Below are 26,082 nucleotides of genomic sequence, written 5' to 3'. Positions count from 1 at the left end.
CCGCGCTGTTGGGATTTTTCCGTTATGACCGCCTGAAGGACTCGTGAAGCGCTGCTTCACGGTCTATCTTCGACCGCAAGTCGTCGAACAAAGGGGCAGGAGATGAGCAGCACCAGCCGCGAAGCAGAGCGCGGACCTTCCAAAATCACGCCGCTGCCGGCGCGCGCTGCCGCCAACGCGCCGGCGCCGCAAGCGCACGGAATTGCCCGCAATCCCGGCATGACGCTCGATCTCGGCTTCATGGAATCGATGCGCAGCGTCAACCGCTCGGCGCTGGAGCGGCGTGTCGCCAGCCTGACCAAGCGGCGCTCGATCAAGGCCGACAACCAGGCCGCCTGGCTGCTGCGCGCCGTCGCCTGCATGGACCTGACCACGCTGAACTCGAACGATACCGAAGAGCGCGTGCGCCGGCTGTGCGCCAAGGCGGTCAATCCGTTCCGCCGCGACATCGTCGAAGGCCTCGGCATTACGGGCGAGAAGATCCGCCCGGCGGCGGTCTGCGTCTATCATCCCTTCGTCGCCACCGCCGTCGATGCGCTGCGCGGCAGCGGCATCCATGTCGCCGCCGTATCCACCGCCTTCCCGCACGGCCTCACGCCGCTGTCGACGCGGCTGCAGGAGATCGAAGCGTCGGTCAGCGATGGCGCCGACGAGATCGACGTCGTCATTCCGCGCGGCCTGGTCTTTGCCGCGAAATGGCAGGAACTCTACAACGAGATCGTTGCGATGCGCGCCGCCTGCGGCGAGGCGCATCTGAAGGTGATTCTCGGCACCGGCGACCTCGCCACGCTGCGCAACGTCATGCTGGCGTCGATGGTGGCGATGATGGCGGGCGCCGATTTCATAAAGACCTCGACCGGCAAGGAAAGCGTCAACGCAACGCTGCCGGTCGGCCTTGCCATGGTGCGCGCCATCCGCGCCTATTTCGAGGAGACCGGCTATCTCATCGGCTTCAAGCCGGCCGGCGGCATTTCGACGGCAAAGGCGTCGCTCGACTGGCTGGTGCTGATGAAGGAAGAGCTGGGCCGGCGGTGGCTGGAGCCGGACCTGTTCCGCTTCGGTGCATCGAGCCTTTTGACCGACATCGAGCGCCAGCTCGAACACCATCTGACCGGTCACTATTCGGCCAATCATCGCCACGCGATGGCGTGACTATCGGGAGCGCGCCATGAACATTCTCGAACGCTATCATGCCATGGACTACGGCCCGGCGCCGGAGGCCCGCAATGAGGCCGATGCCTGGCTTGCCGCGCGTGATTTTTCCAAAGCGCTGTTCATCGGCGGCGACTGGAAGGCGGCCGGCGGCGGCAAGACTTTTGATACCAGCGACCCGTCTTCGGGGAAATTGCTGGCCAGGGTGTCGGATGCCGGAGCTGCCGATATCGATGCGGCAGTTTCGGCCGCGGCCAAGGCGCTGCCGAAATGGAGCGCCAGCTCCGGCTACAGCCGTGCAAAGGTGCTCTACGCCATCGGCCGCGCCATGCAGCGCCACCAGCGGCTGTTTGCGGTGCTGGAATCGATCGACAACGGCAAGCCGATCCGCGAAAGCCGCGACATCGACGTGCCGCTGGCCATCCGCCATTTCATCCACCATGCCGGCTGGGCGCAGGCGCTGGACAGGGATTTTCCGGATCAGAAGGGCGTCGGCGTCGTCGGCCAGATCATCCCCTGGAATTTCCCGCTACTGATGCTGGCCTGGAAAATCGCGCCGGCGCTCGCCGCCGGCTGCACGGTGGTGCTCAAGCCGGCCGAGTTCACGCCGCTCACCGCCATCCTGTTCACCGAGATTTGTCAGCGCGCCGGCGTGCCGAAGGGCGTCGTCAACATCGTCCAGGGCGGACCCGAAGCGGGCGCGGCAATCGTCAACCATCCCGGCGTCCAAAAAATCGCCTTCACCGGCTCGTCCGAGGTCGGCAAGATCATCCGCAAGGCCACTGCCGGGTCGGGCAAAAAAATATCGCTGGAGCTTGGCGGCAAGTCGGCCTTCGTCGTCTTCGAGGACGCCGACCTCGACAGCGCCGTCGAGGGACTGGTCGACGGCATCTGGTTCAACCAGGGCCAGGTCTGCTGTGCCGGCTCGCGGCTTTTGGTGCAGGAAGGCGTCACCGAGGCCTTCATCGCCAAGGTCAAGACACGGATGAGCCGGCTGCGCGTCGGCAGCCCGCTCGACAAGAACACCGATATCGGCCCGCTGGTCGACCTAACCCAGCTCGATCGCGTCAAGGGGCTGGTCGCCGAAGGCGCCAAGCAGGGCGCCGTCTGCTGGCAGCCCGACGTGGCGCTGCCGTCTTCCGGTTATTATCACCTGCCGACACTCGCCACCGGTGTTTCTCCGGCCAATATCCTGGCCCAAGAAGAAGTATTCGGACCGGTGCTGGCGAGTATGACCTTCCGCAACACCGAGGAAGCGATCGAGCTCGCCAACAACACGCGCTACGGCCTGGCCGCTTCGGTGTGGAGCGAGAACGTCAACCTTGCGCTGCACGTCGCGCCGCAATTGAAGGCCGGCGTCGTCTGGGTCAACGGCACCAACATGTTCGACGCCGCCTGCGGCTTCGGCGGTTATCGCGAAAGCGGTTTTGGCCGCGAAGGCGGGCGCGAGGGCATGCTCGAATATCTCTTTGCAAAGCTGCCGCTCGGCCCGGTCGTCAAGCCGGCAGCGGCAACGGCGCAGCCGATCGAGCGGGCGGAAGGCGACGCCATCGACCGCACGGCAAAGCTGTTCATCGGCGGCAAGCAGGTGCGGCCGGACGGCAATTATTCGCTTGCAATAGCCACTACCAAGGGCAAGCTTGCCGGCGAGGTCGGGCTCGGCAGCCGCAAGGATGTTCGCGATGCCGTCGCGGCTGCTCGTGCCTGCAAGGCCTGGCCGGAGGCGACTGCCTATAACCGCAGCCAGGTGCTGTACTATCTGGCCGAGAACCTGTCCGGCCGTGCCGATGAATTCGCGGCTCGTTTAACGGAGCTTACCGGCGCCACCGCCAAGGCGGCGCGCGACGAGGTCGAGCTGTCGATCGAGCGGCTGTTCCTCTATGCCGGCCTGGCCGACAAGTTCGAGGGCCGCGTCCACCAGCCGCCGGCCCGCGCCGTCACGCTGGCGCTGCACGAGCCGGTCGGCGTCGTCGGCATCGTGGCGTCCGACAATGCGCCGCTGCTCGGCCTGATCTCGCTGGTGGCGCCGGCGCTGGCAATGGGCAACACCGTGGTCGCGGTGCCTTCGGAAAAATATCCGCTGCTTGCCACCGATCTTTACCAGGTCATCGAATATTCCGACGTTCCGGCCGGCGCCATCAACATCGTCACCGGCCGCACCGCCGAGCTCGCCGGCGTGCTGGCCAGGCATGACGATGTCGACGGGCTGTGGCTGTTCGCCGATGCCGAGACCTGCGCCAGGGCCGAAGCCGACTCCGTCGGCAATCTCAAGCGCGTCTGGACCGGCAACGGCCGCAGCCTCGACTGGGCGTCGGCCGAGGCCGCCGGCGATGCCTTGCTGCGCCGTGCCGTCGAGGTCAAGAACGTCTGGGTGCCCTACGGCGACTGAGCAAGCAATTGTCGACGTCGGCGCCGCCCCTCACCTGCCTGCCGGGCATTTCTCCCCGTATAGTGACCTATCGGATTCACACATCGAGCGTGGCTCCGTACTTGATGGCGTGGAACTCTGCGAGGCCGATGCGCATCACCTTGGGGCCTGGCTTGCCGTAGTAGCCGGTCCAGCCGCCGAGGCGAGCGATGACCCAGGCTGCGAAGGCCAGAGATCCTTTGGGATGGGGATTGCGTTGTCGCTCGGTCTTGCCTTCAAGCTTGGCAGAGACCGCTTCGAGAATGGGACGGTCGTCGGGATCGAAAGCATCGCTGAGCCTCTGATCGGTGTTGCCGTCGCGGGCCTGCACGAGTTGCTTGATGGTGACGGCGGCGATCGTGGCCGCGGCGGCGAAGTTGATCATGGCAGGCGGGTCGCCGATGTCGGCCGCCTCGATGTCGAAGCCTGCCGTCTTGAGGGTGCGGAAGAACTCCTCGATGACCCAGCGCGAGCGGTAGAGGTCGACGACACGGCGTGCCTGGGCCACGGTGGCGACACTGTGGGTGGTCAGCAAGCGCCAATGCACCGGTTCGCTGCCGTCTTTCGGCTTCGACACCTCGCGAACATCGACCAGTGTCAAACCGACCGTCTCGGGCAACGCCGGATCGGCTCCGTTGAGTGGGCGCCGCACCGTCACCGGCGCGTAACGCACCGCCAGCTCGGCATCCCGTGCGCATCGTCCGGGCGCGGCGGGGATGGTCACGGCAAAGCGGCTTTGCTCAGGCTGGGCGTCGATGAAGGCGAACAGCAAGCCTGGCTCTTCTTGCGCGGCCTCGATGCGCCGGTTCTGGCAGGCCCGCACGATCAGGTCGACATTGTGCGGACGTTCGGCGAACAGTTCATAAAAGTCGCTCTCGCGATCCGACAGGATGGTGATGCTGGCCGCCCCTTCCAGAACCGCGCCGGCCTGCTTGGTTGCATCGATCCAGCGCTGCGATTCCTTTTTGCTCGTCGCCCGCTGGCGCCGCGGCGCCAGTTCTTCTGCGTCGCGGTTCCAGACCCGCATAGAGACCAGGCCCAGCAGCGCTCCCGTGCCGGCCTCTACCGCCAGCATAGGGTGCAGCATCAGACCTGCTGTATTGCCATTGCCGACCGGACCGTAGCCTGCCCGCGCCCGCCGAGAACCCAGCGCCAATTCCGAGCTGTCTTGCACGGCAACGACATGGCGACCAACCGCGCGCCGCCCGGTCTGTTCGCCGGCATGCCGCGACATCTCCGCAGCGCTCACCGAGCGGTTGCGCAGAAATTGCGTGAACTGCATCTCGCCCGCCCGACTGCCGCCAAGCCGGCGGATACACGATCCAGGCCGCGCAACCAGCGCGGCATGCAAGCAGGCCCCCCTTTTTCCAGGCGGCGATCGCCAAATCGCCCTAGCCCGTACTCGATGCCGGTCATTCAAACCTCCTTCGTCTTTCCGGCCGAAATAGAATCGAGCTTCGCCGAAAAGCGCAACCGAGATGTGTGAATGCGATAGGTATAGTGACGGGGAGAAAGACGCTGCCTCGGCGCCGGGCTTGACGGGCCAAAAGATGTTCTTTACCGAGAAAAAACATTTGCCGCCCCTAGGCGAATAGCACCCGGGCGGCCACAGAGGGAGAAAAAAGGCATGGCGGATCTGGCAGGCAAGATCGTTGTCGTCACGGCGGCGGCACAAGGCATCGGCCGGGCGAGCGCGCTGGCTTTCGCCAAGGCGGGCGCTGTCGTCCACGCCACCGACATCAACGAGGTGCTGCTCGCCGACCTCGGCAAAACGGCTGATATCAAGACCCGCAAGCTCGACGTGCTGAACGACGAGGCTGTGACCTCGGCCTTCGCCGAGATCGGCGCTGTCGACGTGCTGTTCAACTGCGCCGGCTTCGTCCACTCCGGCTCGATCCTCGAAATGAAGGACGCCGACCTCGACTTTGCCTATGATCTCAACGTTCGCTCGATGATCCGCACCATCCGCGCCGTGCTGCCCGGCATGCTGGAGCGCGGCGACGGCTCGATCATCAACATGGCGTCGCTGGCCGGCTCGACCAAGGGCGTGCCCAACCGCTTCGTCTATGGGCTGACCAAGGCGGCCGTCATCGGCCTGACCAAATCGGTCGCCGCCGACTATGTCGGCAAGGGCATACGCTGCAACGCCATTTGCCCGGGCACCGTCGAAAGCCCGTCGCTGGAGGACCGCATGCATGCGCAGGGCGACTACGAGGCGGCACGCGCCGCCTTCATCGCCCGCCAGCCGATGGGCCGCCTCGGCACAGCAGAGGAAATCGCCGATCTCGCCGTCTATCTGGCTGGAGCCACCTATACGTCGGGGCAGGCTTATAATATCGACGGTGGCTGGTCGATCTAAGAGGCCATTTGAAAACTCTGAGTTTGCAAACGGCCTCTGCGCCGCAATTTAGGAGAAAAAGAATGAAACTGCTGCGCTATGGCGAAGCGGGGAGCGAACGCCCCGGCCTGCTCGATGCGGATGGGACGATCCGCGATCTCTCCGGCCATGTCACCGACATTGCCGGCAAGGCGCTCGACCCGGCATCGCTCGAAACGCTGTCGAAGCTCGATCCGAAATCGCTGCCGGCGGTTTCCGGCAAAACCCGCATCGGCGCCTGCGTTGCCGGCACCGGCAAATTCATCTGCATCGGCCTCAACTATTCCGACCACGCCGCCGAGACCGGCGCCACCGTGCCGCCGGAGCCGATCATCTTCATGAAAGCAAGCTCGGCCATCGTCGGGCCTGATGACGACGTGCTGATCCCGCGCGGCTCGGTCAAGACCGACTGGGAAGTCGAGCTTGGCGTGGTCATCGGCAAAACCGCCAAATACGTCACCGAGGCCGAGGCGCTGGATTATGTGGCCGGCTATTGCGTCGCGCACGACGTGTCCGAGCGCGCCTTCCAGGCCGAGCGCCAGGGCCAGTGGACCAAAGGCAAGTCCTGCGACACGTTCGGGCCGATCGGCCCATGGCTGGTGACCAAGGACGAGGTCCAGGATCCCCAGAACATCCCGATGTGGCTGAAGGTCAACGGCAAGACGATGCAGAACGGCTCGACCAAAACCATGGTCTATGGCGTCGCCTACCTCGTCTCCTATCTCAGCCAGTTCATGTCGCTGCATCCTGGCGACATCATCTCGACCGGCACGCCGCCCGGCGTTGGGCTGGGCATGAAGCCGCCGGTGTTCCTAAAACCCGGCGACGTCGTCGAGCTCGGCATCGAAGGGCTGGGCATGCAGAAGCAGACGTTCAAGGCGGATTTGTAGGCGCTGTTCCTTCTCCCCTTGTGGGAGAAGGTGGCCGAGCGAAGCTCGGTCGGATGAGGGGTGCTCCAGATTGGCACCGACCGCACTCCGTCCAACACCCCTCATCCGGCTCGGCGCTGCGCGCCGATCCACCTTCTCCCACAGGGGGAGAAGGAAAAAGGGGCGCTACTTCAGCACCTTGCCATCCGCTCCAAACCGGTAGGTCTTCGCCGGATCCGGCGTTGCATAAAGCGTGGCGCCCGGTTCGGCGTTGTAGACGCCAAAAATGCGCACGGTGATCAGTCCGGCCTTTTCGCAGTCGAGATAGAGGTTGGTGTCGGCGCCGAGATGCTCGGCATGGACGACCGTGCCTTTCCAGGCGCCGGATTTCGCATCGACGGTCAGATGCTCGGGACGGACGCCGATGGTCTTGGCCGTCTCGCCAAGCCTGGAACCGTCGACGAAATTCATCTTCGGCGAGCCGATGAAGCCGGCGACGAACTCATTCGCCGGCGCATTGTAAAGCTCCATCGGTCCGCCGATCTGCTCGATCTTGCCCGCGTTGAGCACGACGATCTTGTCGGCCAGCGTCATCGCCTCGACCTGGTCGTGGGTGACATAGATCATCGTCGCCTTCAGCCGGCGATGCAGCTGCGCGATCTCCAGCCTGGTGTTGACGCGCAGTGCGGCATCGAGGTTGGACAAAGGCTCGTCGAACAGGAAAAGCTTGGGCTCACGCACCACGGCGCGGCCGATGGCGACGCGCTGGCGCTGGCCGCCGGACAGCTCGGCCGGCCGCCTGGCCAGATAGGGCTCCAGCGACAGCATCGACGATGCGATGCCGATGCGGCGGTCGATCTCGGCCGCTGGCGTGCCCGCCTGCTTGAGGCCAAGGCCCATATTGTTCTTTACCGTCAAATGCGGGTAGAGCGCATAGGTCTGGAACACCATGGCGATGCCGCGCTTGGCCGGCGGGGTTGCGGAGACGTCCGCGCCGTCGATGACCACACGCCCCGAGGTCGAATCCTCCAGCCCGGCGATGACCCTGAGCAGCGTCGACTTTCCGCAGCCGGAGGGGCCGACGAAGACGACGAATTCGCCGTCGGTCACTTCGAGGTTGATGCCCTTCAGCACCTCGACCGGCCCAAACGCCTTCTTCACATTCTCGATGTTCAACGAGCCCACGGCGTTCCTCCGGATTGGAATGTGGGCGCGCCGTAGAGCGCAATCCCTGACGAAAATTCCCCTGTCACAATCGCACCGCCTTCCCGCTGCGGACGCTCTCGTCGGCGGCAAGGCACACCGCGAGCGACTTCACCGCATCGTCCATGTGGCGGGTCAGATCAATATCCTCGCGGATCGCCTTGAGCAGAAAAGCCTGCTCGCGGTCGCAGAGATCCTGATGGCCGGGTTCGCCCTCCATCGACAGCATCTCATCCGCTTTGGCGAACTTGCCGTCCGCGCCGGTCGCCGCGCTGTGCAGGCGGATGGTCGAGGTTTTGGTGTGGGTGTCGATGTCGTCGGATCTGACGCCCTCCTTCATGACGATCGACACGCAGCCGTTCGGCGAGATCACGTCCTTCACAAAAAAGGCGGTTTCCGAGATCATCGGCCCCCAGCCGGCCTCGTACCAGCCGACCGAACCGTCGTCGAACAGCACCTGCAGATGGCCGTAATTGTACATTTTTGGCGCAATCTCGTCGCTCAGCCGCAGCCCCATGCCGCGCACCTCGACCGGCCTGGCGTCGGTGATCTGCAGCATCACGTCGAGATAATGCACGCCGCAATCGACGATCGGCGACGTCGTCTGCATCAATTGCTTGTGCGTCTGCCAGCTATGGCCGGAGGATTGCTGGTTGAGGTTCATGCGGAACACGTAAGGACCGCCGAGCTTGCGCGCCTCGGCGATCAGCCTGATCCAGGACGGGTGATGGCGCAGGATGTAGCCGATCACCAGTTTTCTGCCGTTGGCCTTGGCTGCCGCAACGACGCGTTTGGCATCGGCCACCGTCGTCGCCAGCGGCTTTTCGACAAAGACATGGCAGCCGGCCTCGAACGCCTTCACCGCATAGTCGGCATGGCTGTCGGAATAGGTGGCGATGCAGGCGATTTCGGGCCTCTCGTCGCGCAGCGCCTCTTCGAAGGAGCGCCTGATGCCGTAGCCGGAAAGCCCGGCCGGCAGCGGGATGTCCGAGCGGTTGACCAGCGCCGCGATCTGGAAGCCGGGGTTGGTATGATAGGCCAGCGCATGGCTGCGGCCCATGTTGCCGAGCCCGGCGACGACGACGCGAAGAGGTTTTTCCGAGCTCACTTGACGGCTCCCGAAGTAATGCCGCGGATCAGCTGCCGCGAGAAGATGACGTAGAGGATCAGCACCGGCATGATCGCCAGCGACAGTGCGGCCAGGATCGCGTTCCAGTTGGTGACGAACTGGCCGAGGAACAGCTGGGCGCCGAGCGTCACCGTCTTGGTTTCCTCCGACGGCGCCAGGATCAGCGGAAACCACAGATCGTTCCAGATCGGGATCATGGTGAAGACGGCGACAGTCGCCATCGACGGCCGCACCAACGGCAGCACCAGCCGGAAGAAGATGGTGTATTCGGACAGGCCGTCGATGCGTCCGGCATTCTTCAGATCGTCGGAGACCTGCTTCATGAATTCCGACAGGATGAAGACGGCGAGCGGCAGGCCTTGCGCCGTATAGACCAGGATCAGCGCCGTCAGCGTGTTGACCAGCCCGCTCGCCACCATCAATTGCAGGATGGCGACGGTGCCGAGGCGGATCGGGATCATGATGCCGAGGGCGAGGTAAAGCCCCATCAGCGAATTGCCGCGGAAACGGTATTCCGACAGCGCGAAGGCGGCCATCGCGCCGAACAGCAGCACGAAGAACAGCGAGGCGACGGTGACGACAAGGCTGTTCTGGAAATAATGGATGAAATCGCCCTGGCCGATGACGGTGGTGTAGCCGATCAGGTCGAAGGTTTTCGGGGTCGGCGGCGTCAGCGGCGCACCGAAGATGCCGGCGCGGGATTTAAACGAATTCATGATGACGATGATCACCGGAAACAGCGCGATCACCGTGTAGGTCAACAGCACCGCGTGGGCGCCGATGGTGCGGGGCAGGGAGTGGGTCGCCGTGCTCATGTCTGACCCCCTAAAACTGATAGCGACGCAGGCGCGTCTGGACGAGGAACAGGTAGACGCAGACGCCGCCAAGGATGATCAGGAACATCATCGTGGCGATCGCCGCGCCCATGTTGGGATCGCCGACCTGCAGCTGGAAACCGAAGAATGCGCGGTAGAGGAAGGTGCCGAGGATATCGGTCGAGTAGTTCGGCCCGGCCAGCGCGCCTTGCGCGGTGTAGATCAGGTCGAAGGCGTTGAAATTGCCGACGAAGGTGAGGATCGAGATGATGCCGATCGACGGCAGGATCAGCGGCAGCTTGATCTTCCAGAACTGCGACATGCCGGTGATGCCGTCGCATTCGGCGGCTTCGATCACCTCCTCTGGGATCGACAGCAGCGCGGCATAGATCAGCATCATCGGGATGCCGACGAACTGCCACACCGAGATCAGGCTGAGCGTGGTCAGCGCATATTCTTCTTTGCCGAGCCACGGCGTGAACAGGCTTTTGAGGCCGACGAGATCCATCAGGTTCGGCGCCACGCCCCACAGCGGCGACAGGATCAGCTTCCAGGCGAAGCCGACGATGACGAAGGACAGGATCGTCGGCACGAAGATCGCGGTGCGGTAGAAGGCGGAGAATCTCAGCCGCGGGCTGGACAGCAGTGCGGCCAGAAGCACCCCGATCGGATTCTGCACGATCATGTGGATGATGAAGAACCAGACGTTGTTGCGCAGCGCGTTCCAGAAATTGACCGACCAGTTGGGATCGCCGAACAGCCTGCGGAAGTTTTCCAGCCCGACGAAGACCTGGGCCTGGTCGATGTTGCGGAACAGCGAAAGCTGCAGCGTGCCGGCCAGCGGCAGGATCATGATCGCCGTATAGACCAGCACCGCCGGCGCCAGGAAGACGACGATATGCCAGCGGAACGGTCGTTTCGGTGCTGCGGCCATGCGTTCGGTCCCCGCCGATCAGGTTCTTGCGATGCTTTCGACGGCAGCGCTGCCCCTCACCCTTACCCTCTCCCCGTGAAGGACGGGGAGAGGGGGGCGTCAGCGCCGGAGCTTCTCCCTTCTCCCCGTCACTATACGGGGAGAAGGTGCCGGCAGGCGGATGAGGGGCGGCGCCGTCGGTTGCAGTCGATGCTATCGAAAAAAGCAGAGCCGTCCATTTGCGACGGCCTTGCTCTATCTGCGCTCTTACTTCGCCGGCTTATACCAGCTGTCGAGGCCGTCCTGCAGCTTCTTGGCGGCAGCTTCCGGCGTGACGGTGCCGTTGATGACGTTGGCCGATTCAACCCACGTCTCGTTCTCGAGATTCGGCGTGCCGCGCGACAGGATCTGATAGGTCGAGCGGATGGTCGACTTGCACTTGTCGCGCCAGGAGACGAATTCCTGCGCAATCGGGTCTTCCATCTTCACCGGGGTGTTGTTCAGGCTGAAGAAGCCCGGCAGCGCGTTGGCGTAGATGGTGGCGAAATCCGGCGAGGCGACCCATGTCAGGAAGGTTTTCGCCGCATCGGCATTCTTCGACGCCGCATTGAGGCCCATGCCGATGTCGGTGTGGTCGGAGATGTAGCAGGTGTCGCCGGCCTTCGGCACTGGCGGCGGGAACGCCCCCATCTTGAACTGCGCCTGGGTGTTGAACAGGCCAATCTCCCACGAGCCGGCCGGGTAGATGGCGGCGCGGCCGAGGGTGAACAGGTTCTGGCTGTCCGGATAGGTCTGCGCCTCAAAACCGTCGCCGAGATAGGGCTTCCATTTGGCCAGTTCCTTGAAGGGGTCGACCCACTGCGGATCGGTCAGTTTTTGCTCGCCCTTGATCAGCGCCAGACGGCCTTCCTCGCCCTTCCAGTAGTTCGGGCCGATGTTCTGGTAGCCCATGGTCGCGGCTTCCCAGAGGTCCTTGGTGCCCATCGCCATCGGGATGTAGGTGCCATCGGCCTTGATCTTGTCGAGCGCGGCGTAGAATTCCTGATTGGTCGTCGGCACCTTGATGCCGAGCTGGTCGAAGGCGTCCTTGTTATAGATGAAGCCATGGATGACGGAAGCCATCGGCACGCAGAAGCTCGACTTGCCGTCGTCGGTCTGCCAGGCGGCCTTGGCGACGTCGGAAAAATTCTCCATGCCGGGCAGCGTCGAGATATCGGCGAGATTACCCTTCTTGAACAGCTCCAGCGACTTGTCGAACGGGCGGCAGGTGATCAGGTCGCCGGCCGAGCCGGCGGCGAGCTTGGCGCCCATCGCGGCGTCATATTCGGTCGGCGCCGACGGCGCGAACACCACCTTGATGCCCGGGTTCTTGGCCTCAAAAGCCGGGATCAGCTTGTCCTTCCAGATGGCAAGGTCGTCGCCGCGCCAGCTCTCGATGTTGAGCGTTACGTCCTGGGCATAGGCCATCCCGGCTGAGCCGAGAACGCTGGTGCCGAGAAGAATTGCCGTCAGTAGTTTGGTTGTCATGCTCAGTCTCCCTGTTGACCTTTTTCAGGTTCGGTTTTGAGAACAGAGGCTTTCCGCCCCATGCTCCCCTCGATCGCGGAAAGCGCCGGGCGCAGTTTTTGGCCGGTGCCTTCCAGTAACTTCCGCGCCGCGTCGGCATTTGCCGCGCCGGCGGCGAGCAGAATGGCGGTCTTGACGACGCCGCCGCTGTTTTCGAGCAGACGCGCCGCATCGTCCCTGTCGCGTCCGCTGATCGCGGCGACGATGCGGGCGGCGCGGTCGCGCAGCTTGCTGTTGTCTGCCGTGAGGTTGACCATGTAGCCGTCATGGACATGGCCAAGATGGATGGCGGCCAGCGTCGACAGCATGTTGAGCGCGATCTTCTGCGCGGTGCCGGCGCCCATGCGCGTCGAGCCGGCGATCAGCTCCGGCGGCGTTTCGAGCAATATGGCGATGTCGGCCAGCCGAAGCAGCGGCGCATGCTTGTTGTTGGCGATGGCGATGGTCGCCGCACCGCGGCGCCTGGCGTCCTCGATCGCTCTGACCGCATAGGGTGTCGAGCCGCTGGCCGAGACCGCGATCAGGCAGTCGCCCTCGCCGATGCCGGCAGCGGCAACCGCTGCCGAGGCTTCGTCGGTGTCGTCCTCCGGCCCGCCGGCCAGTGTCTTGAAGGCATCGTCGCCGCCGGCGATCAGGATGGCGATACGGTCGCGCTGAATGCCGAAGGTGCCCGGCAGTTCCAGCGCATCGGCCAGCGCCATCAGGCCCGAGCTGCCGGCCGCCGCGTAAGCGAGCTTGCCGCCGCTGTTCAGCCGGCTGGCGATGATCTCGGCGGCTTTGGCGATGGCGGGAACGGCGCCGCGCACCGCCTTGGCGGCCTCGATCTGCGCGTTGGCCAAACAGGAAAGGATGGCGTCCGGAGCCTGGATGTCCAGCCCCTCGGCATTCTGGTGAAGCGCTTCGGTGCGCGTTTCGGCCATCCGCTTTCCCTCCAATCCGCAAAACAATACCAAAAAAATACCACTTGTCCACACGCATTAGCGATTTCCCTGCCTCGGAACTGGCCTTTCGTCAAAATGCCTAGGCTTTTCAATAAAATACACCTTAATCTTTTTGAAACGAAAATTAATCCTTGGCTATTGGTATTTTATTGGTATTATCCGCCGGGAGGAGAAATCGTGTGAAATTCGTGCTTGGCATCGATGGCGGCGGCACCAGCTGCAGGGCGGCTCTTGCAACGGTGGACGGGACTGTCGTCGGCCGCGCCAAGAGCGGTGCCGCCAACATCCGCACCGATCTCACCGGCGCCAGGGCCAACATCGTCGAGGCGGCAAGGCAGGCCTTTGTCGCCGCCGGGCAGGACCCCGAACTGATCCCGCAGACCCCGGCCATCCTCGGCCTCGCCGGCGCCAATGTCGGCACCTACAGGCAGCAGCTCGAAGCGATCCTGCCGTTCAGCCAAAACCGTGTCGAGACCGACGCCGAGATCGCCCTGGAAGGCGCGGTCGGCTCCGGTGACGGCGCCATGGCCATCCTCGGCACCGGCACCGCCTATATGGCGCGCAAAAACGGCAAGTCGCGCGCCATCGGCGGCTGGGGATTCCAGGTTGGCGACCAGGGCAGCGGCGCCCGCATCGGCCGCGACCTGCTCGAGCAGACGCTGCTCGCCTATGACGGCATCCGCCACGGATCGCCGCTGACGCAGGCCATGCTCGCCGTCTTCCGCGACAATCCCGAGGATTTGGTCGAGTTCACCACCAACGCAAAACCCGGCGATTTCGGCGGCTTCGCGCCCAAGGTCTTCGAGCATGCCGAAAAGGGCGACGCCGTCGCCAACTGGATCCTCGACAAGGCAATCGCCGACGTCGAGGCAGCACTTGGCGTGCTCGATCTCGGCGACGACGATCCGCTCTGCCTGCTTGGCGGGCTGGCGCCGCTCTATGCACGACGCCTGTCGGCGCGCTACCGGGCGCTGCTGAAGCCGCCGCTCGACGATGCGCTGGGCGGCGCCGTGCAGATGGCGGTGCGCGTTTTCTCGGGTGCGACGGAGGCAACGTGATGAGCGAGGCCGCCGATCAGATGTTCGCCACGCTGAAACAGTCGGCGCAAAGCGGCGCGCCGCTCTATCTGCAGCTCAGGAAGAGCATCGAGGACGCGGTCAATCGCGGCCTGATCGGGCCGGGCGACGCGCTGCCGTCCGAGCGCGACATCGCCAGCAAGGCCGACATTTCCCGGGTCACCGTGCGCAAGGCGGTGCAGGATCTGGTCAAGGGCGGCATCCTCGTCCAGCGTCACGGCTCCGGCACCTTCGTCGCGCCGCGGATGGAGCGCGTCGAGCAGTCGCTGTCGCGGCTGACGTCCTTCACCGAGGATATGGCGCGGCGCGGCATGGCGGTGCGTTCGGCCTGGCTCGACCGCGGCCTCTATGCGCCCTCGCCGGACGAGATGATGGTGCTCGGCCTGTCGTCGAACGAACTGGTGGCGCGGGTGGCGCGGCTGCGCATCGCCAACGAAACGCCGCTGGCGATCGAGCGCGCGGCACTGTCTGCCAGCGTGCTGCCCGACCCGGCGGCGATCGGTTCGTCGCTCTACGCGGCGCTTGAAACGACCGGCCATCGGCCGGTGCGGGCGGTGCAGCGCATCTCCGCCGCCAATCTCGGCGACGACGACGCGCGCCTGCTCGAAGTGCCGCCTGGCATTGCCGGCCTGCACATCGAGCGTATTTCCTATCTGGCGAGCGGCAAGGTGATCGAATTCACCCGCTCCATCTACAGGGGCGACGCCTATGATTTCGTCGCCGAGCTCCGGCTGAGCGGGCCGGGCGAAGAGGGCCGGCCATGAGCACAGTAAACACCCAAATGGGGATTACCCATATGCGGCGCGAGATCGAGGAGATCCCGGAGGCTACCGCGCGCCTGCTCGACGGTTCGGCGGCGGTACTGACCGAGGCCGGGCGCGGCATTCGCGAGCGCGACCCAAACTTCGTCGTCACCGTGGCGCGCGGCTCCTCCGACCATGCCGCCACCTTCATGAAGTATGCGGTGGAACTGACCGCCGGCCTTGCCGTCGCGTCGGTCGGCCCGTCGATCGCTTCGATCTATGGCGCCAGGCTCAAGCTGGCCGGCTCGGCCTGCCTGGCGATCTCGCAGTCGGGCAAGAGCCCGGATATCGTCGCCATGGCGCAAGCCGCGAGAGCCGGCGGTTCGCTGACCGTCGCCATCACCAACACCGCCGATTCGCCGCTGGCGCGGGCCTGCGATTATGCCATCGACATCTTGGCCGGCCCGGAGCGCAGCGTCGCGGCGACGAAGACCTTCGTCAATTCAGCCGTCGCCGGCCTCGCCTTGATGGCGCATAGCACCGGGGACGACAAGTTGCTGGCGGCGCTCGCCCGTTTGCCAGAATATTTCCGCAAGGCGATCGCCTGCGACTGGATGGCGCTGGCCAGCGCCCTTGAGACGCAGAAGTCTCTGTTCATCCTCGGTCGTGGTCCGTCCGCGGCGATCGCCAATGAGGCGGCGCTGAAATTCAAGGAAACCTGCGCCATGCACGCCGAGGCCTATAGTGCAGCCGAAGTCATGCATGGCCCGCTGGCGCTGGTCGGGCCTGATTTTCCAGTGCTGGCGCTCGCCGCCCGCGATGCTTCCGAGCCGTCGGTCGCAGCGGCCGCCGACAGCCTGGCGGGCAAGGGCGCGGCTGTCTTCGTGACTTCGGACAAGGCGACAAGCGCTCAGCACCTGCCGCATGTCGCCACCGGCCATCCGTTGACCGACCCGCTGGCGCTGATCGTGTCCTTCTATGGCTTCGTCGAGGCCTTTGCCCGCCATCGCGGTCTCGATCCGGACACGCCGCCCAATCTTCGCAAGGTGACGGAAACCATATGAGCGACCGTTTTGCCCTGACTGGCGCCCGGATTTTTGACGGCGACGACTGGCACGACGACGCTGCCCTTGTCGTGCGAGACGGTCTCGTCGAGGCCATCGTCGCCGCCGGAGCCGTTCCGTCCGGCGTCGAGCGTATCGAAACCGGCGGCGGCATGCTTGCACCGGGCTTTGTCGACCTGCAGGTCAATGGCGGCGGCGGCATCATGCTCAACGACCATCCCGATGTTGCTTCGATCGAAACCATCTGCCGGGCGCACGCGCCGTTCGGCACGACGGCGCTGCTGCCGACGCTGATCACCGACACGCCTGAGATCACCGCGTCGGCGGTTGCCGCCGGGGCCGAGGCCGCACGGCAAAAGGTGCCTGGCTTTTTGGGCCTGCATCTCGAAGGCCCGCATCTGTCGATCGCCCGCAAGGGTGCGCATGACCCGGCACTGATCCGGCCGATGCTGGATGCCGACCAGGCGATGCTGATTGCGACCCGGAAAAACCTGCCGGTGCTGCTGACCACGATCGCGCCGGAATCGGTCGACACCGTTCGCGTTTCGGCGCTGGTCGAGGCCGGCATCGTCGTCAGCCTCGGCCATTCCGACACCTTCTATGCCAAGGCGCGCGCGTTCGCCGATGCCGGTGCAACAATGGTCACCCATCTGTTCAACGCCATGAGCCAGATCGGCAACCGCGAGCCGGGTCTGGCGGGTGCCGCCATCGGTACCGGCACATTGTTTGCCGGGATCATCGCCGACGGCATCCATGTCGATCCCGCCACCATGGCCATCGCGTTGCGCGCCAAGCAGGGCCCGGCAAGGATTTTCCTGGTCACCGACGCGATGGCGACGATCGGCACCGACATGACCTCGTTCACGCTGAACGGCCGCGCCGTCTACCGCAGGGACGGCAGCCTGCGGCTTGCCGACGGGACGCTGGCCGGCGCCGATCTCGACATGATCGCCGCCGTCCGCTTCGTCCACCGCGTCGTCCGACTGGACCTGTCGGAGGCGCTGCGCATGGCTTCGCTCTATCCGGCGCAGGCGATCGGCCAATCACACCGGCTCGGGCGGTTCGCGAACGGCACCGCCGCCGACATCGTTGCGCTGTCGGACGAATTGGACGTCAAGGGCGTCTGGATAGAAGGCAAGAGGGTTTTCGAGGTCGGCGTAGCAAAGGGCGCCTAAGGTATCAGCCGTTCGGCCCGCAGCCTGAAGCGGGTGGTTGTTCAAGTGTCCCTCTTGTCCCCAATCACCTGGGCTGGCGCCGGAAGCCGCGACGCGGCCGGTCTCGCCGGTTTCGGCAGCAGGCGGCGCACGGCCGGCGCGGCCGCCACATCGTTCCTGGCGGCGAACAGCTCGTGGTTCTTCTCGATGTCGTCGAGCTTGTAGCGATAATTTACCATCAGGCCATACGCCTGACGCAAGGCGCGGGGCGACAGATCGCCGAAAAGGTCGATGCGCTCCAGCCGCGCGCCATTGCCGAGATGGAATCGGGCGACCGGGTCGATCACCTTGCCGGAGGCGGTGCGGGATTCGAGGAAATACTGTGCCGCAAGAGGAAGCAGCGCCGGGCCGACGCGGTCGCGAGCGGCAGCGTCCGCATGCCAACCCTCGACGGCGACGAGGTCCAGCACTTCGGCGGCGGAGGGGATGGTTTCGGCCTGCTCGGCCAGCCAGCGGGCAAAGCCCGGCACTGGCGACAGCGTGACGAAATCGGTCAGGCCGGGAAGGTCGCGGCGTAGATCCTCGACCACCTGCTTGATCAGAAAATTGCCGAAGGAGATGCCGCGCAAGCCCTCCTGGCAGTTGGAGATGGAATAGAACACCGCCGTCGTGGCCTGCCGTGGTGGCACCGGCGGCCGCTCGTCGGCGAGCAGCTCGGCGATCGTCGTCGGCATCGCCCGGGTCAGCGCGACCTCGACGAAGATCAGCGGCTCGTCGCCGAGCTGCGGATGAAAGAACGCATAGCAGAGCCGGTCGGCCGGCTCGATCCGGCGGCGCAGATCGTCCCAGGTGTGGATGGCATGCACCGCCTCGTAGCGGATGATTTTTTCCAGGATGTTGGCCGGCGTCGACCAGTCGATCCGCCGCAGCACCAGGAAGCCGCGGTTGAACCACGACGACAGCAGGTGGGTGAAGTCGGCATCGACGATGGCGAGATCGGGCGATGTGGGCAGCCGGGCGAGCAGATCCTCGCGCATGCGCACCAGCGTCTCGATGCCGCCGGGCGCCAGGTTCAGACGGCGCAGGAGCTCCTGCCTGGCCGGCTCGGCGGCGTCGTGCAGGGCAAGTGCCGAGCGATCGTCCGGCGTGGCGCGATAAGCATCCACCGCAGCGGCAAGTCTGGCGTGATCGGTGCCGAAACGATCGCGCAGCACATGCAGGAAAGCCAGCCTGCCGTCGGCGCCGAGGGTGCGCCAGCGATCGAGTATTTCTCTTGCATAGGCGACGCCCGATGCCTCGCCCTGGCTGGAAAGCAGACGGACGCACAGACGTGCCAGGCTGTCGGCCGAAACCGGCTCGTCACCGCGCACGAGGTTCAGCATCATCCGGCCGCGGTCGGCGATGGTGTTCAGCAGGTCAGCGAAGAAGGGGCTGCGATTCATCGATCCGACCGTCGAAGAGGAGCCTGCGGGAGGGTCCGGAGAGACATGAGGGTGAGACAGAGAATATGGATGGTAGTTTTGGATATGCCAATAAGATCGCCAAAAATGGACAAGGCCATTTTGGCTGGGGATCGCATGTCACGAGCACAAGCGCACCGGCGTCGGCCAACGAATTCCTGACCGGCTGGGGAGAACAGCGCGTGCCGGTGATGGCGCGCCGGCAGCGGCTGCGTCAGCCGGCCACCTGGTCGGCCGCTGTCCTGATCGCCTCGATGTTCGCCCGATAGGCTTCGACGCTGCCGCCCTTGAAGATAGCCGCACCGGTGACCAGCACGCTGGCGCCGGCCGCGGTGACCAAAGGTGCTGTTTGCGGCGAGATGCCGCCGTCGATCTCGATCCGGATCGGCCGATTGCCGATCAGCGCCTTCACCCGCTTCACCTTGTCAACGACCTCCGGGATGAAAGCCTGGCCGCCAAAACCCGGATTGACGGTCATGATCAGGATCAGATCGAGCCGGTCGAGCACATATTCGATCGCCGTTTCCGGCGTCGCCGGGTTGAGCGACACGCCGGCCTGCTTGCCGAGGTCCCTGATCGTCTGCAGCGAACGGTCGAGATGCGGCCCGGCCTCTGCATGCACCGTCATGCCGTCGCAGCCAGCTTCGGCAAACGCCTGCAGATAGGGATCGGCCGGCGCGATCATCAGATGGCAGTCGAAGAAGGTTTTGGTGCGGTTGCGGATCGCCTTGATCACCGGCGGGCCGAAGCTGATGTTGGGCACGAAATGCCCGTCCATGACGTCGAGATGGATCCAGTCGGCGCCGGCCGCCACCACCGCCTCGACCTCGTCGCCCAGCTTCGAAAAATCCGACGCCAGCACAGATGGCGCGATCAGGGTCTTGTGAGCCATGTTCGCTTCCCGTTCTTAAGTCCGCCTTCGCCGTAATCGTCTCAGCGCTGCTTGTCGACAGGAATCCGGTGCCTGCGCAAAAGGAGAGAGGCAGCGTTGGCCACCTCTCTCCCTGTTCAAGCGTCGCGATTTCAGTTCACCGGATGCAGCGGCCTGGCCAGTGGTGGCAGCAAGACCTTGCCGCTGCCTTGCTTCACTTTTTGCAGATTGGGCTTCTTCACAGGTTGCCTGGGCACGCAGTGTCCACGCACTAGTTTTTCGGTTGCCCGGCAGGCGGTGATGATCAGCGGGTTCTTAACGCATGCCTTGCCGACCAGATGATAGCCGCGCTTGCAGTCGATAATGATGGAGGGCTTGCGCACACATCTCCCGTCGACGCGCTGTTCGTTGCGCTTGCACCTGTCGGCGATCACCGCATTGCGCACGCATTTCAGCCCCACCCGATGGTAACCGGGCAGGCAGTGGATGCTGACCCCGATGCACTTGCCGTTGACAAGCTTTTCGGTGCTGCGGCAGGCAGCCACGAGCGGCCTGTCGACGCATTTGCCACGGATCAGCCTTTGGCTCGGCAGGCATGTGCGGCCGGCATCGATGACGACCGGCGGAAGTTGCGGTTTGCCACGATTGGGTCGCGTATCGACTGCCAGACCATCGGCATTCGGATCAAAATTGCGCTTGATGCAGGTAAAATCCTCGCTGCTGTTGTCGACGGTGGCGATCGAACCGTTCTGCTTGATCTCCTGCAGGGTGCACTGGATCGAGCGGGTTCTGACGATGCTGAACTCGTGTGCGGCGCTCGCCTTGAACACACCGCCATCATTGAAGGCGGCCGTCGTGTCGGTGAAGAATGCGCCGTTCGAGCAGCTGATGCGGTAGTGAAACGCACCCGGCGCCTCGCGCTCGACGTCGAACGCCACCTGGCCCTTGCGCGGGCAGAGTTTTTTGAAGCCAGCGCTGTCCGAGACAGTGACCTCGCCCTGCCAGTCCGACTGCGCCGGCGGGTTGTCGGGGTTGTCCTGAGGTGCGTCGGTGAAGCCGCCCCCACCCGCGCCGGTGCAATGGACGGTGATGTCCTTCCAGCCGTCGAATGGCTCGAACGGTCCGTTGCCGACGATCTCGGTCTTGTACTGGAAATAGGCGGTGGCGCCGACATCCTCCCATTTCTCATAGGTGGCGAAATAGCCATTCTTGGTCGCGTCGTGTGACGCCCACGCCTGCTGCACCTCGGAGGTGATCGGCCCGTCGTTCTTCTGGCGCCAGATGCGCATCGACACGGGCCCGGCCTGGTTGGCCTGCGCCCGGCTCGTGACCTTCAACGACGGGCAGACCGTACCGGGCGTCGAGCCGGTCTGGTTCGACTGGTAGGTGGTCAGGAACAGCTTGACGTTGTCCACGTCGAATTCGCCGAAATCATTGGCAACGTCCTGAACCGGCGGCTTGATGACGGGGTCGCAGACAATCTGGACGTCGAACGAGCCATGCTCGGCATAGTGCGAGTCGTACAGCGGATGGGGCCAGCTGCCGCCCTGGGCCTCGCTGACCGCATTGTCCATGTCGAGCGCCGTGTCGGTGAGTGCCGAGAAGCTCGCATGAAAACTGTGCGTGAACGAGTAGGATTTTGTCGGCCCATCGGGCTGGAGGTGCTGGTTGCACCTGGCGATGATCTGGTCGCCGTAAGGCACGACGGCGATACCGGTGTCCGACGACAGCGGTAATATGGAGGGATCGAAGGAGAAATTTTCCTGATGATCGTAGTCGCGGCTGACAGGTGACGTGCTCCAGATCGGCGGAAACGCGCCGCACTGGCCTGGCCCACAAACGCCGAGCGCCACGCCGACATCCTGCACATAACCTGGCCACCGCGTGTTGAGCTTCATGTGGCCCCAGAACTGGACGTTGCCGCTCTTAAGCGTATCCCACTTTTGCTTGTCGCTCGAGCCGACGTGGATCGTCGTGTTGGCGCTTTCGGTGTTGAACGACATTGACTTGATGTTCGCCTGCTTGGCGAAGGCCGGTGTGGTAGCGAGCGCGGCTGCGATCAGGGCAGCGGTCGCCGCCGTGTTGCGGAAAGCATGCTTGGCTGAAGACATTTTCTCTCTCCCTGAAATGTTGCTTCACGGAGTTTGTCGCCGACTGCAGCGATTAGGTTCACGCGGCGGCTGAAACGCGTCCGACCAACACCAAAACCCCGCCGGATTGCTCAGGCGAGGTCTTGGTGTTGCGGTCCAAGGTGACGGACTGTTGCGCGCCGGGTCCCCTACTGGAGAGCCCGCGGCCTGCGCCTCGGCTGCTGCAGGATGTTCGGGTTCAGCAGCAGGTTCGGATTGATCTGCAGCGTCGGCGCCCTGCGGATAGGGTGGCAGTCCGGATACTGTCCGACTGTCCCGACCGGGCAGCGCCGCCTGATGATCGGCTGGCACCGGCCGTTGATCAGCCGTGAACCAGGCGCGCACTCCAGCTGCGCCCGGCGGCATGCGCCTCTGATCACCTCGGTCCCGCGCGGGCAGACACAGGCGCCGCGTTTGTTGTGAACCTGGCCGCGGATGGTGCACAGTTCAACCGTCGGTTGCTTGACGATCGGCAAGCAGGCCCTGCCCCTCAGTTCCGTCCGTCTCGGACAGACGCAATTGCCGCTCTTGGTGCGGACCTGGCCAGGCAGCAGCTTGCACAGGCGTGCCGGCGGCTCGTCGGTCGACACGCACCTGCGGTTATCCAGCTCGGTTCCGCGCGGGCAGACACAACGCCCGTCGGAGGTACGGATCTGGCTCTTGAGCAGCACGCAGCGGTCCTTCGGTTTCGATATGATGACCGTGCCACCAGCCGACGAGCACTGGCCGTTGCGGAAAGTGGTGCCTTGCGGGCAGACGCAGCGGCCGGCGTCGTTCATGACGAGGCCCTGCGAGCACGCCTTCTTCCCCTCATTATTCTTGATGGTGAAGGGATGGCAGGCATAGGCCTTGCCGCGATCGCCCTGCACGCTGGTCAGGTCGCCGGAGAGCATTTTGCCCGCACCTCGCACCGGCGTGTCGGGCGACAGCACGCCGACGCAGTTCTGGCCGCTGACGGCGCCCTGCAGATCGGCCAGGCGGCCGTCGTCGGGAATGATCGCGGTCACACGGTGAACGTGGCTTTCCCCGGCGCCGAGCGTCAGATTGGCGATGCAGGACGCAGGCAAGGTCGCCGGTTCCGGCGCACAACCGAAGGGCGGGTCGATCGAGGTGATCGCCACGCCTTCCAGCCGGCCGAGGCCTTCGACACCGATCGCATCACCAATGCGAACCGGACCGGAGAAGGCGTTTTTCCCATCATTCGCGATGGTCAACTCGAACGAGCAGGGCTGGCCGATCCGGCACTCGGCATCGCCGGTCTTCTCGACACGGATGCTCGAGGCGCCGCCACCCTTGGCGCAGGCCCTGCCGATCGGATGGACGATGTCGTCTCCTGGCGCCGGACCGTAGGAACCGCGTGCGCAGTTCTCGAACACGCCATTCGCCGCAAGCGCCACATCGAAGTGGCGGCTGGTTCCGGGCGCCATGACGGCGCCGGGAATCTGGCACGACAACGCATTGGCCGGAACCGGTCCGCACGTCCATTCCGCGCCGTCGGGTGTGACGGTCTGGATCTGGACGGGCGCGCCGCCAGCCACCAGCGTGGCGGCATCGTTGACCCAAACCGGACCGGTGGGGGCACTGGTGCCGGTGCTGATGACGGTGATGCGGCAGGTGACGGCCGCAGCACCGGCCAGCGCTCCGCTGCACAGTTTGGTGAGGCGCATGGCCGGCTTGCCGCTGTCGGAATGACGGATGCGTTGCCTGGCGCATGCCTTGTTGTTGGTGAGGTCGTTCTCGCCGGGGATGGCTTTCACCTCGGCGCAGTTCTCGACCGTGTTTGGCCGGTAGCCGGCCGGCATCACCGCCTTGACGAAGATTGGCGTGGAAGCGCCCGGCGAGAGCACGATGCCGGCATTGTCGCAACGGAACTGGCCGGGGCCGTTCGGTCCGCATGTCCATGGCGGGATCGGGCCGAAGCTCGACGATGCCGGCACGCCACCCGGATAGGTATCGGTAACCGTCAGCGGCCCGTCGTAGCGGACGTTGCCGTTGTTGATGATATCGATCACGAAGGTGCAGACACCATCTGCCGTGCAGACCGGGGCGCGGGCACGCTTCTTCAGGATCAGATCGACCTTCTTTTCCACCGGCGGCCGGCAGTCGCGGTCCCGGTCGCCACGCCGGCAGATCGGGATCGAGGCGCCGGCACGGCCTTCACAGGGATGCCAGACTTCGACGTCGCCGACATGCCCTTCTACCTCAGGGCCTTCTACCTCAGGGCCTTCTACCTCGGGGTCTTCGAAATAGCCGTCAAAGTCGACGAACCACGCGCCGAAAGGCGGCACGTTGGCCGGCTTGACCAGCGCCGTCGGCGTGATCTGCACACCGTGCACGGCGAGCGGCCCGCCGCCGGCAAGCCGTTCGGCAAGCGCGGGGTTGTCGCGCAACTTGTCTGCGGCCTTGACCAGCGTCTCGGTGCAGACGCTCGCGTCGAGATTGCCGTCGGCGTCATAGCCATATTGCAGGTCGAGGCCGCCAGCTGACTGCCGATTGTCTTGCGGGAAGCCGACCGCATAGTCCTGCGGCATTTCCACCCAGATTGATTCCGTCGCCGGATCGTCCGGGTTTTCGCGCCCGTAGCGGAAGACCTCGCCCGTGCCGGTATCGGCGAACCGGCTGTAGTCGTAGCGGTTTTCCACCGGGCCGCGCTGGGCCAGGTACATGAAGCCGCTGATGTCGAAAGCGATGTCGGTGACGGCGTTGTCGGCCTTGACCGTCAATTCCCAGCGCGGGTCGCCAGCAAAGCTGCCGTCGCGGGCAACGCCCACCGACCAGAGCTCGGCCTTTTCACCGACGGAATAATAGAGGCGGCCGCCGTGATAGGCGACGGACCAGACTCGACGCTCATCCTGCGTATAACCCCAGCTGTCGGGGTCCTCGCTGTCGAAGGCAGCATCCTCGATGTCCATCACCAGGCCATCGTCGGCAAGCGGGACCAGCCCGTGCGCCGGGCGTCCGGCAACGCCATGGTCGAACCTGTCGACCAGCGTGCCGTTGGCGTCGATGCGGTGGATGAGACCGGTGTCGAGGTCGCTGGCGAAGAACTGGCGGCGGATAGTGTCGAAGGTGACGTCGCCGATGCCAGGGCCGCTGTTGGTGTCGAGGTCGGCGAATTTGCTGACCTGGCCGGTGATGCCGTCGATCTTCCAGATCGTGCCCGGTCCGCCACCGTTCTCGGTGCCGAACTGGCCGTCCATGAAGGTGGCGCCGGCAGCACCGCGACGCTGCCGCTCGGGACGACCGTCCGCATCTTCGTCTGACGTGACGATGCGGACGCCATGCAGCGAGGTGGCGCCGGCATAGAGGTTCGCAATGCCCGAGGGAGAACCGTCGCGTACGCCGTCGTCATAGGTGATGCCGAACACCTGGCCGATCTGCCCGGCCGTCACTTCGAAGGGCGGCGGCGTGAAGACGAGTTGACCGGAGGCCCGCCCGCCCAGCCTTGAAACGTCAAAGACGCGCAAGGTTGCGCGCGTCGTGTCGATAAAGGTTTCGTCGACCGGGTCGACGCTGGGCGGCAGGCCCTCCTCAAGATCACGAATGACGGTACCGGAAAATCCGGTCACCGCCATCGAGCCTGGATAGATGATCTGCGTTTCCTGCGCCTGGACGGCACCGCCAAGCCACAGGATGGTGGCGAGCGCCAACGCCGGAAAGCCGCTGGCCGGCTGCATCGCACGGCGCAAACGGCCAGCACGAGAGCGTACGAACGCGCCGTGGTCGCAAGACATGGATTCCCCCCGCGGGCGACGGGAGAAACATCCGGTGTTTCCGCGCAAATCAGGGCAAGGCGCGACGTTCCGGCACGTTTTCCCTGATCGAATTTGTCTGCTTTCCTCGTAATCACGATATGCCGGCTCTTACGCATGGTCAACGCAACCAGCGGAACGCCTGGCATAGCGACCCCACCCCGAAAGCGGTGGTCGCGCTGAGCCTGGATTTCCAGTCATGGCCTTTCCTTTCCAGGGCCGCACCACGCAGCGCATCTGGGTGTCAGTCGCGAACCGACGCGGAAAGGTTCATGGGCCGGAGAACCCTGGCCGGGGCCGAGAAAAGGATGTGTTGGATGCCTTGCGCAGAATGCTTGCGCGCCGCGCAGCCTGTTCTTATATACGCGCCAAGCCGTTCGGCGCCGGAATGCCGGTTGCCGAAGCGGAATTTCTTGTGAACAGGGGCTTTCGTCGGAACGCCTGTACGGGTCCTGAGAGCC

19 protein-coding genes are annotated in these 26,082 nt (G+C 64.6%); 8 read left to right on the top strand and 11 right to left on the bottom strand.

Going from position 1 to position 26,082, the window contains the following annotated elements:
• The first annotated feature begins 102 nt into the window (after positions 1-102).
• Together deoC and AC0L18_RS25055 are read left to right on the top strand one after the other, a co-directional pair.
• Complete coding sequence (gene deoC / locus AC0L18_RS25060) at positions 103-1,152, top strand: deoxyribose-phosphate aldolase (RefSeq protein WP_473494626.1); 1,050 nt, start codon at positions 103-105, stop codon at positions 1,150-1,152.
• A 16-nt stretch (positions 1,153-1,168) separates the two neighbouring features.
• Positions 1,169-3,541: an aldehyde dehydrogenase family protein gene (locus AC0L18_RS25055; RefSeq protein ID WP_473494624.1), complete on the top strand. Its 2,373-nt coding sequence runs from the start codon at positions 1,169-1,171 to the stop codon at positions 3,539-3,541.
• Between the two features lie 76 nt (positions 3,542-3,617).
• On the opposite strand, the gene AC0L18_RS25050 is transcribed toward AC0L18_RS25055, so the two are convergent.
• Entirely contained in the window at positions 3,618-4,841 is a 1,224-nt protein-coding gene (locus AC0L18_RS25050) for an IS4 family transposase (protein ID WP_473494623.1), read from the bottom strand.
• A gap of 345 nt (positions 4,842-5,186) precedes the next feature.
• Between AC0L18_RS25050 and AC0L18_RS25045 the strand changes: the two genes are divergently transcribed.
• Positions 5,187-5,918, top strand: coding sequence for an SDR family oxidoreductase (locus AC0L18_RS25045; RefSeq protein WP_473494622.1), 732 nt, complete (start codon positions 5,187-5,189; stop codon positions 5,916-5,918).
• A 62-nt stretch (positions 5,919-5,980) separates the two neighbouring features.
• Positions 5,981-6,826 carry a fumarylacetoacetate hydrolase family protein gene (locus tag AC0L18_RS25040; protein WP_473494621.1) on the top strand — a complete coding sequence of 282 codons (846 nt, stop codon included), beginning with the start codon at positions 5,981-5,983 and terminating at the stop codon, positions 6,824-6,826.
• Between the two features lie 165 nt (positions 6,827-6,991).
• Here the strand turns inward: AC0L18_RS25040 and AC0L18_RS25035 are convergent, their stop codons facing one another.
• The 6 genes from AC0L18_RS25035 to AC0L18_RS25010 form a co-directional block, all read right to left on the bottom strand.
• Positions 6,992-7,990, bottom strand: a complete 999-nt coding sequence (locus AC0L18_RS25035) for an ABC transporter ATP-binding protein (protein WP_473494620.1) — start codon at positions 7,988-7,990, stop codon at positions 6,992-6,994.
• Positions 7,991-8,054: 64 nt separating this feature from the next.
• Complete coding sequence (locus tag AC0L18_RS25030; protein WP_473494619.1) at positions 8,055-9,116, bottom strand: Gfo/Idh/MocA family protein; 1,062 nt, start codon at positions 9,114-9,116, stop codon at positions 8,055-8,057.
• A complete protein-coding gene (locus AC0L18_RS25025) occupies positions 9,113-9,952 on the bottom strand; it encodes a carbohydrate ABC transporter permease (protein WP_023801468.1) in 840 nt (279 codons plus the stop codon). Before AC0L18_RS25025 ends, AC0L18_RS25030 begins: the two co-directional genes overlap by 4 nt.
• A gap of 10 nt (positions 9,953-9,962) precedes the next feature.
• A complete protein-coding gene (locus tag AC0L18_RS25020; RefSeq protein WP_473481993.1) occupies positions 9,963-10,886 on the bottom strand; it encodes a carbohydrate ABC transporter permease in 924 nt (307 codons plus the stop codon).
• 246 nt (positions 10,887-11,132) lie between these two features.
• Positions 11,133-12,392, bottom strand: coding sequence for an ABC transporter substrate-binding protein (locus AC0L18_RS25015; RefSeq protein ID WP_473494618.1), 1,260 nt, complete (start codon positions 12,390-12,392; stop codon positions 11,133-11,135).
• 2 nt (positions 12,393-12,394) lie between these two features.
• On the bottom strand, positions 12,395-13,351 hold the full coding sequence (locus AC0L18_RS25010) for an N-acetylmuramic acid 6-phosphate etherase (RefSeq protein ID WP_473494617.1): 957 nt from the start codon (positions 13,349-13,351) through the stop codon (positions 12,395-12,397).
• 200 nt (positions 13,352-13,551) lie between these two features.
• Here AC0L18_RS25010 and AC0L18_RS25005 point away from each other — a divergent pair, with 200 nt between their 5' ends.
• From AC0L18_RS25005 to nagA, 4 genes are read left to right on the top strand one after another with little or no spacing between them, the layout of a single operon-like run.
• Positions 13,552-14,430, top strand: coding sequence for a glucosamine kinase nucleotide-binding domain-containing protein (locus tag AC0L18_RS25005; protein WP_473494616.1), 879 nt, complete (start codon positions 13,552-13,554; stop codon positions 14,428-14,430).
• A complete protein-coding gene (locus AC0L18_RS25000; protein WP_473494615.1) occupies positions 14,430-15,212 on the top strand; it encodes a GntR family transcriptional regulator in 783 nt (260 codons plus the stop codon). Before AC0L18_RS25005 ends, AC0L18_RS25000 begins: the two co-directional genes overlap by 1 nt.
• 32 nt (positions 15,213-15,244) lie before the next feature.
• Entirely contained in the window at positions 15,245-16,255 is a 1,011-nt protein-coding gene (locus AC0L18_RS24995; RefSeq protein ID WP_473494650.1) for an SIS domain-containing protein, read from the top strand.
• Complete coding sequence (gene nagA / locus AC0L18_RS24990; RefSeq protein ID WP_473494614.1) at positions 16,252-17,430, top strand: N-acetylglucosamine-6-phosphate deacetylase; 1,179 nt, start codon at positions 16,252-16,254, stop codon at positions 17,428-17,430. Before AC0L18_RS24995 ends, nagA begins: the two co-directional genes overlap by 4 nt.
• 41 nt (positions 17,431-17,471) lie before the next feature.
• Here nagA and AC0L18_RS24985 read toward each other — a convergent pair whose 3' ends face one another.
• The 4 genes from AC0L18_RS24985 to AC0L18_RS24970 form a co-directional block, all read right to left on the bottom strand.
• Positions 17,472-18,851 carry a malonyl-CoA decarboxylase gene (locus tag AC0L18_RS24985; RefSeq protein WP_473494613.1) on the bottom strand — a complete coding sequence of 460 codons (1,380 nt, stop codon included), beginning with the start codon at positions 18,849-18,851 and terminating at the stop codon, positions 17,472-17,474.
• Positions 18,852-19,083: 232 nt separating this feature from the next.
• A complete protein-coding gene (rpe, locus tag AC0L18_RS24980; protein ID WP_473494611.1) occupies positions 19,084-19,761 on the bottom strand; it encodes a ribulose-phosphate 3-epimerase in 678 nt (225 codons plus the stop codon).
• Positions 19,762-19,892: 131 nt separating this feature from the next.
• A complete protein-coding gene (locus AC0L18_RS24975) occupies positions 19,893-21,851 on the bottom strand; it encodes an EB domain-containing protein (protein WP_473494610.1) in 1,959 nt (652 codons plus the stop codon).
• Between the two features lie 167 nt (positions 21,852-22,018).
• Positions 22,019-25,546, bottom strand: a complete 3,528-nt coding sequence (locus AC0L18_RS24970; protein ID WP_473494609.1) for a hypothetical protein — start codon at positions 25,544-25,546, stop codon at positions 22,019-22,021.
• Between the last annotated feature and the right edge of the window lie 536 nt (positions 25,547-26,082).

Source organism: Mesorhizobium sp. WSM4819, from assembly GCF_055811215.1.
This window is presented reverse-complemented; position numbering and strand designations above follow the sequence as displayed.

Bases quoted from the DNA above. Each gene is read 5' to 3' on its own strand.
- deoC (WP_473494626.1), top strand. From the start codon at position 103: ATGAGCAGCACCAGCCGCGAAGCAGAGCGCGGACCTTCCAAAATCACG.
- AC0L18_RS25055 (WP_473494624.1), top strand. From the start codon at position 1,169: ATGAACATTCTCGAACGCTATCATGCCATGGACTACGGCCCGGCGCCG.
- AC0L18_RS25050 (WP_473494623.1), bottom strand. From the start codon at position 4,841: ATGCAGTTCACGCAATTTCTGCGCAACCGCTCGGTGAGCGCTGCGGAG.
- AC0L18_RS25045 (WP_473494622.1), top strand. From the start codon at position 5,187: ATGGCGGATCTGGCAGGCAAGATCGTTGTCGTCACGGCGGCGGCACAA.
- AC0L18_RS25040 (WP_473494621.1), top strand. From the start codon at position 5,981: ATGAAACTGCTGCGCTATGGCGAAGCGGGGAGCGAACGCCCCGGCCTG.
- AC0L18_RS25025 (WP_023801468.1), bottom strand. From the start codon at position 9,952: ATGAGCACGGCGACCCACTCCCTGCCCCGCACCATCGGCGCCCACGCG.
- AC0L18_RS25020 (WP_473481993.1), bottom strand. From the start codon at position 10,886: ATGGCCGCAGCACCGAAACGACCGTTCCGCTGGCATATCGTCGTCTTC.
- AC0L18_RS25015 (WP_473494618.1), bottom strand. From the start codon at position 12,392: ATGACAACCAAACTACTGACGGCAATTCTTCTCGGCACCAGCGTTCTC.
- AC0L18_RS25010 (WP_473494617.1), bottom strand. From the start codon at position 13,351: ATGGCCGAAACGCGCACCGAAGCGCTTCACCAGAATGCCGAGGGGCTG.
- AC0L18_RS25000 (WP_473494615.1), top strand. From the start codon at position 14,430: ATGAGCGAGGCCGCCGATCAGATGTTCGCCACGCTGAAACAGTCGGCG.
- AC0L18_RS24995 (WP_473494650.1), top strand. From the start codon at position 15,245: ATGCGGCGCGAGATCGAGGAGATCCCGGAGGCTACCGCGCGCCTGCTC.
- nagA (WP_473494614.1), top strand. From the start codon at position 16,252: ATGAGCGACCGTTTTGCCCTGACTGGCGCCCGGATTTTTGACGGCGAC.
- AC0L18_RS24985 (WP_473494613.1), bottom strand. From the start codon at position 18,851: ATGAATCGCAGCCCCTTCTTCGCTGACCTGCTGAACACCATCGCCGAC.
- rpe (WP_473494611.1), bottom strand. From the start codon at position 19,761: ATGGCTCACAAGACCCTGATCGCGCCATCTGTGCTGGCGTCGGATTTT.
- AC0L18_RS24975 (WP_473494610.1), bottom strand. From the start codon at position 21,851: ATGTCTTCAGCCAAGCATGCTTTCCGCAACACGGCGGCGACCGCTGCC.
- AC0L18_RS24970 (WP_473494609.1), bottom strand. From the start codon at position 25,546: ATGCAGCCGGCCAGCGGCTTTCCGGCGTTGGCGCTCGCCACCATCCTG.